At 37.8% G+C, this 6,466-nt stretch carries 4 protein-coding genes; 1 reads left to right on the top strand and 3 read right to left on the bottom strand.

What is annotated here, in order from left to right; all coding sequences use genetic code 11:
- The 3 genes from ACRD62_RS22095 to ACRD62_RS22105 all read right to left on the bottom strand — a co-directional run.
- The coding region (locus ACRD62_RS22095; protein WP_430822258.1) for a sialidase family protein at positions 1-1,017 on the bottom strand (1,017 nt) is incomplete at its 3' end.
- A 5-nt stretch (positions 1,018-1,022) separates the two neighbouring features.
- Entirely contained in the window at positions 1,023-3,296 is a 2,274-nt protein-coding gene (locus ACRD62_RS22100) for a GH92 family glycosyl hydrolase (protein ID WP_430822259.1), read from the bottom strand.
- 18 nt (positions 3,297-3,314) lie between these two features.
- Positions 3,315-5,477, bottom strand: coding sequence for a glycoside hydrolase family 3 N-terminal domain-containing protein (locus ACRD62_RS22105; RefSeq protein WP_430822260.1), 2,163 nt, complete (start codon positions 5,475-5,477; stop codon positions 3,315-3,317).
- 299 nt (positions 5,478-5,776) lie between these two features.
- On the opposite strand from ACRD62_RS22105, the gene ACRD62_RS22110 reads away from it, so the two are divergent.
- On the top strand, positions 5,777-6,466 hold a 690-nt coding region (locus ACRD62_RS22110), incomplete at its 3' end, for an ROK family protein (RefSeq protein WP_430822261.1).

Genomic DNA, 6,466 nt, shown 5'->3' on the forward strand with positions numbered 1-6,466 from the left:
GTGTTTGATTCCTTCACGGTTATATGTGTATAAAACGTGAATGGTTTTATCCGATGTTTGTATAATTGCAGGATAGCTGAATTGCCCTTTCTCCTTATTTTCAAGATCAAACAAATGATTCCAGTTGATGCCATCAAATGAATATTCAACATCCAGTACATTACGACCGTAAAACCAGTCGGGTCCCTGTTTAAGAGGATTGTTAACCATTAAAAACAGATTTTGATCAATGGCAATGGCATCAATCCCTGAATTTGAATTTGCAACATCCAGAGTATCCAGGGGCGACCAGCTTGTTCCATTATCTTCTGACCACGATGAGACTATTTTATTATGCCTGCTGCGGCAAAGCATCTGTACCTGATCATTTTTATGCGGGATAAAGGTTGGCTGAATCACATCCAGTTCTTTGGGATTAGGTACTTCAATTACCTCCCAGGATTCAGTTGCCTCGTTATAAGTTTCGTTGTGCACTCTCCAAATATCTTCCTCAATACCTTCTGTACTCGATCCGCATAGTATTATTCCCGGAGTAAGCTCAATAGGTTTATTTCTGATGGGGCCATAGATACCATCAGGCAGATATTCAGGATCAGACCATGAATCACCCTCATCCTCAGATGTAATCATAGCTCCAAACCACTCACGTGGATTCTTACCAACTTTATAAAACAGGTATAATCGATCACTTTGACTTTTGAATAAAACCGGATTCCAGCAAGGTAAAGTATCACCATCTATTATTGGTGGATTAATAAGGCATTGTGGTTGCAACCATTTAATACCATTAAACTTAGCTAAATAGATACCCACATCTTTGGCTCCTTCGTAGCTGCCACCAAACCAGGCTGCAATAAGTCGGTTGTGACTGATTTCTTCTATAGTTGCAGCGTGGCACGCATCAGTAGGACAGGTTCCAAATATAAAGCCTGATCTTACATCTGTAACTCCTACTTTCTTTGTGCAGGAGCTAAATAAGAGAATAATAAATATAAAAGGATATATTGCTTGTTTCATAGTCATTATCTTATCAATTGTGAATATGGTCTGTCTTCTGTATTTTTACCGTATTCCATGTTAGGTGTGTTACCCATTTCAAAAATTAATTCACCACCGTTCATTATTTCTTTATAAGTAATAAAGGTTTCATTTAATTCGATACGATTCAGTGTAGCTTTTTGAATGTATACGTTTTCTTTGCTTTGGTTTACTGCTTTGATTGTAAATGATTTATTATCTGGCAAAGTAATGGTGGCTTTATCAAATAAAGGTGAGCCAAATACAAATACACCATTAGCAGGATTTACCTGGTAGAGTCCCATGGATGAGAGTATGTACCAGGCCGACATTTGACCGCAATCTTCGTTACCGCAAATGCCGTCGGGTTGATCGGTAAACATTTCATCCATAATTCTGCGAACTAGCTTAGCTGTTTTCCATTGTTGACCGGCATACGAATACAAATATGGAATATGATGACCCGGTTCGTTGCCCTGAGCATACATACCAATCAATCCGCTAATATCCGGCGATGCCATATGGCCCATATCACCCTCTACAATAAACAGACTATCCAATTTTGCAGTAAATGCTTCATCTGATCCAAATAAGTTGATTAAACCTTTTACATCATGAGGTACCAGCCAGGTATATTGCCATGCGTTTCCTTCGGTATAATCACCCCATTCGTGTGTCGATTCAAACGGATTGAATGGAGTACGGAAGTTACCGTCTTCCATTATGGCACGCATAAATTGCTTTTCCTTGTCAAAGTATTTCTGATATGCCTGTGCTCTTGTGTTATAGTAATCGGCTACTTCTGATTCGTTAAGAGAAGTGGCAAGCTGTGCTGTACACCAATCTGCAATAGCATATTCCAAAGCTTTCGAAACGGATTCTTTTTCCAGTTCAGCCGGGATGAATCCTTTTTCTTTCAGGTGTTTTACTCCATAGTCATCACGCATGGATGATGCCTGCATAGCTTCCAGAGCCAGTGATTTGTCAATGCCCGGGAATCCTTTAAAGATGGCATCAGCTACTACAGGTATAGCAGGAAAGCCAACCATACAATCTGTTTCATTGCCATGTAATGGCCAGATAGGAAGTTTACCCTGTTGTTGATAGATGGCCAGCATAGAGTTAATCATATCAGATACTCTTTCCGGTTGAGAAAGGGTGTACAAAGGTTGTGCGGCTCTATAGGTATCCCATAATGAAAATACAGTGTAATTATTGAATTCAGCATTTTTATAAACCTCTTTATCAGTACCCCGATAATCACCATTGGCATCGTTAAACAATACCGGCGCGGTGTATGCATGATATACAGCAGTATAAAAAGTTCGAAGCTGAGCTTCATCAGCTGATTCAACCACTATTTTCGAAAGTTCCTTATTCCATTTATCCTTAGCTTGAGCAACTACATTATTAAAATTCCAACCTTCATTTTCCTTTTCGATATTGTTTAAAGCATTTTCTGTACTTACCGGAGAAACTCCAACTTTCAATAATACTTCTTCGTTGGCTTTAGTTTGAAAAGTTAATACAGCTGTAATACTATCTTTAATTGCACTAGTCCCTTCTACAGTTCTTTTACCATCAAAGAGCTGAGTCTGGCTAAATGGTTTACTTGATTGAACGGCAAAGAACAATATCTGATCTTTAGCCCAACCATTCGATTTGCGATAACCAATAATTGTGGTATCGTTAACAACAGTTATGGATGATTGTCCCGGACGATCCCATCCAATTCCACGAGCCAGATTAATGGCAATATGTGATTGCTCATTCTCAGGGAAAGTATATTTGTGAAAAGCTGTGCGTTCTGTGGCTGTTAGTTCTGCCAGTATATTATAGCGAAGTAATTCAACACTGTAGTAGCCGGCTTCAGCCTTTTCTTTATCATGCTTATAAAGTGATGCATAACCTCCCAGAGGATTTTTCTGAGAACCAGGTGTTGATTTTACTTCTCCTGTAAACGGAGTGATCAGAATATCTCCTAAATCACCAATTCCGGTTCCACTCAGGTGTGTTTGCGAAAAACCTGTTAGAATCGAATCTGAATAATGATATCCGGAACACCAATCCCATCCCCAGGTGTAGTTTGTAGGACCAGTCTGTACCATTCCAAAAGGAACGTGCGCACCCAAAAAAACGTGTCCGTGATAATCAGTTCCTATATAAGGATCGACATACTGTACCAGTGATGAAGGTTGTTCGCTCTGTTTGTTACAGCATCCAAATATTAAAGTTGTCAGGAAGACTGCAATACTGACTTTGTATATTAATCTATTCATGATAATTCTATTTTAAGGTTATTTTATTGTAAAAGAGTGCTCAAGAACGGATTCTGCCGAGTTTTTTGAAACCAGGATTTTATATTCGCCTTTATATAATTGCCATTTACTGTGTTTCAAATCCCATTTCTGCAAATCATTCGTGTTTATTGTAAAAGTCAGATCAGTAGATTGATTAACTTTGATGCCTGTGCGTTTAAATGCCTTTAATTCTTTTATTGGCATTCTTTCCAAGTTTGGATAAACAATGTAAACCTGTATCACATCATCTCCATCAAAATTACCAGTATTACTCACTTTTACGTTGAAGTTGATATTCTGATCTTTTTTATATGTCTTGTTTGGTTTACTTATCCAGGCGTAATCGAAATTGGTGTAGCTTAAGCCAAATCCAAATGGATAAGCCACTTCACCACCAAAATATCTGTAGGTTCTGTTTGCCATATTGTAATCTGTGTAATCTGGTAGGTCGTCAATCGATTTATAAAAGGTTAGCGGAAGTTTTCCTGATGGAGAAACATCGCCATAAATAATATTAGCTAAAGCTGTACCTCCTTGCTCGCCCGAATACCATGAATAGATGATAGCATCGGCATATGGAGCTACTTTCTCAACATCCAAAGCACTACCCGCGGTTAATACGGCAATAATTGGTTTGTTATGCGAAGCTCTCAGTTTTTTTAAAAATCTAAGATGTGATTCAGGTATATTTAAACCTTCTTTATCACCTCCGCTTGGAGACAAAAAGGCATCTCCTTCTTCACCCTCAAACAAAGGAGTAAGACCTAATACTACCACTGAAACGTCGGACATGCCTGCTCCCCAGATTCCACCAAAATGAGTAGTGTCAGAATAACTAAAGCCAAAATCATACTGTACCGCTGTTCCGGGGCCTGCTTTTTTTACAAGGCCTTCGGCATATGTAACCATATTACCCGACATACCATGATAATTTCCAACCAATACACTTATGTTGGCTGCATTCTCACCTAATACCATCATCGAACCTGTTTTATTCTTGTCTAACGGTAAAATACCATCGTTTTTTAACAGAACCATACTTTTTTCTGCAGCTTCAATAGACAGATCCACATGGTAGGTATTGTTAATACTATCCGGACCAAAAGTTGTGTAGGGTGATTCACAAGGGTCATCATAGAAACCGAGCTTTATTTGGGTAACCAGTGTTTTGTATATTGATTTATTGATATCATCTTCTGTTATTAGGCCTTTTTCAATGGCTTCCATGGCATCTTGCTGAAGGATGGGAGAACAATCCATATTAACACCTTGCTTAATGGCTGCGGCTGCCACACCTACCCGGGTTGGTATACTTTTATGGCGAAGCCAGATATCGTCTAATGCCCAGCAATCTGTCGTAATCTGTCCATCAAATTTCCATTCTTTGGTTAATATGGTTTCCAACAGATTTTCAGATGTGCAACAAGGCTGATCGTTCAGTCGGTTGTATCCACACATAATTGCTGAAACACCGTTGTCAACCAGTGTTTTAAATGCGGGCAGATAGGTTTCGCGCAAATCTTTCTCGTCAACAATTGCATTAAATTCATGACGAATGGCTTCGGGACCACTATGGGCAGCAAAGTGTTTAGCACAGGCTGATATTTTGTACCTGGTTGGATCATCGCCCTGAAGCCCTTTTACAAAAGCAGTTCCCATAATACCAGTAAGGAATGGATCTTCACCATACGTTTCCTGACCACGTCCCCAACGAGGATCGCGGAATATATTAATATTAGGAGTCCAAAAGTTAATTCCTAAATATTGAAGTCGTTTATCTTTAGCAATCGCCATGTTGTGCTTGGCTCTGGCTTCGGTAGAAATAGCATCCGCAACTTTATTAACCAATTCAGGATCAAAAGTAGCAGCTAAGGCAATAGCCTGTGGGTATACCGTTGCCTGTCCGGCACGTGCAACCCCATGTAATCCTTCGTTCCACCAATTATACGAAGGTATTTGTAATCTTTCCACTGCTGGCGAAGAATAACCAAGGAGTGAGATTTTCTCTTCCAGTGTCAGTGCATTTAATAGGCAATTGGCTCTTTCATCAATCGAAAGGTTACAATCTCTGAATTTAGAATGCTGGCTATAAATATTATTAGACAACAATAGTAAGAGTGTTGCCAATAAATGTTGAATGATTGATAGTCTTTTTTTCATTATTTCAGTTTTTATAATTGATGAAATTCAGCGGTATGTATTATATAATTTATCAGGTGATATAAAACCTTAGATCAAGTTCATATTTTTTTCTGGTTTTATTAAATTATTTAAAAAAATCCTGTTATCCCTCGTAAACAGCTGTTTGACTGGCTTTATTGGGTGTTTTGGTATTGACAAATGTAGAAAATATTAATAAAGATTTAAGGACATTAATAAAAAAATAATAAAAGATTTGTTTTAAAAATAAAAATATATACTTTACATCATCTAATCGATGAAAATTATAAGTAAAGTCTATGGGATATTTACAATTTGATACTAAAGTTGCAGAACAGCTGGAAGGAGTTGAAAAGAAGAAATACATTCAACAAATTCGAATTGTTAAGACTTTATATGTAGATGGTCCGCAGACAACTTCTAAATTATGCAAGAGATTGCGAATTAGTACGCCAAATATGGTAGCTATCATGGCTGAGATGTTTGAGCGTAATATTCTTGAAAAGAAGGGACAGGGAAAATCGATTGGAGGAAGAAAGCCGGATTTATTTGGTTTGGTAGCTGACAGCTTTTATATTTTGGCTGTTGAAATGAGCATATACAAAGTAAGCATTGCCATTTTTAATGCTGAGAATAATCAGATTACTGAAACGGAAGAATATTCGGTTGAATTAAATAACAAGAAAGAAACACTGGATGAAATATTGGAATTGATCAATTCGTATATCGATCGTTCCGGTCTTGATAAATCAGGTTTTTTATCAGTGGGTATAAGCATGCCCGGGTTGGTTGATTCAGTTAAAGGTATCAATTATACCTATATGAATTTTGGGGATAAACCAGTTACCGAATTAATGGAAGAGTCAATTGGTTGTCCTGTTTTTGTAGAAAATGATGAGGGTGTCCAAAAATTAAACATCAGAACAACGTTAGTTTCAATTTGTAATAAAATATCATTTTATGTCACCCCTAAATCCCCTGAAGGGGAC

The organism is Carboxylicivirga caseinilyticus, assembly GCF_050589785.1.
Taxonomy (GTDB): domain Bacteria; phylum Bacteroidota; class Bacteroidia; order Bacteroidales; family Marinilabiliaceae; genus Carboxylicivirga; species Carboxylicivirga caseinilyticus.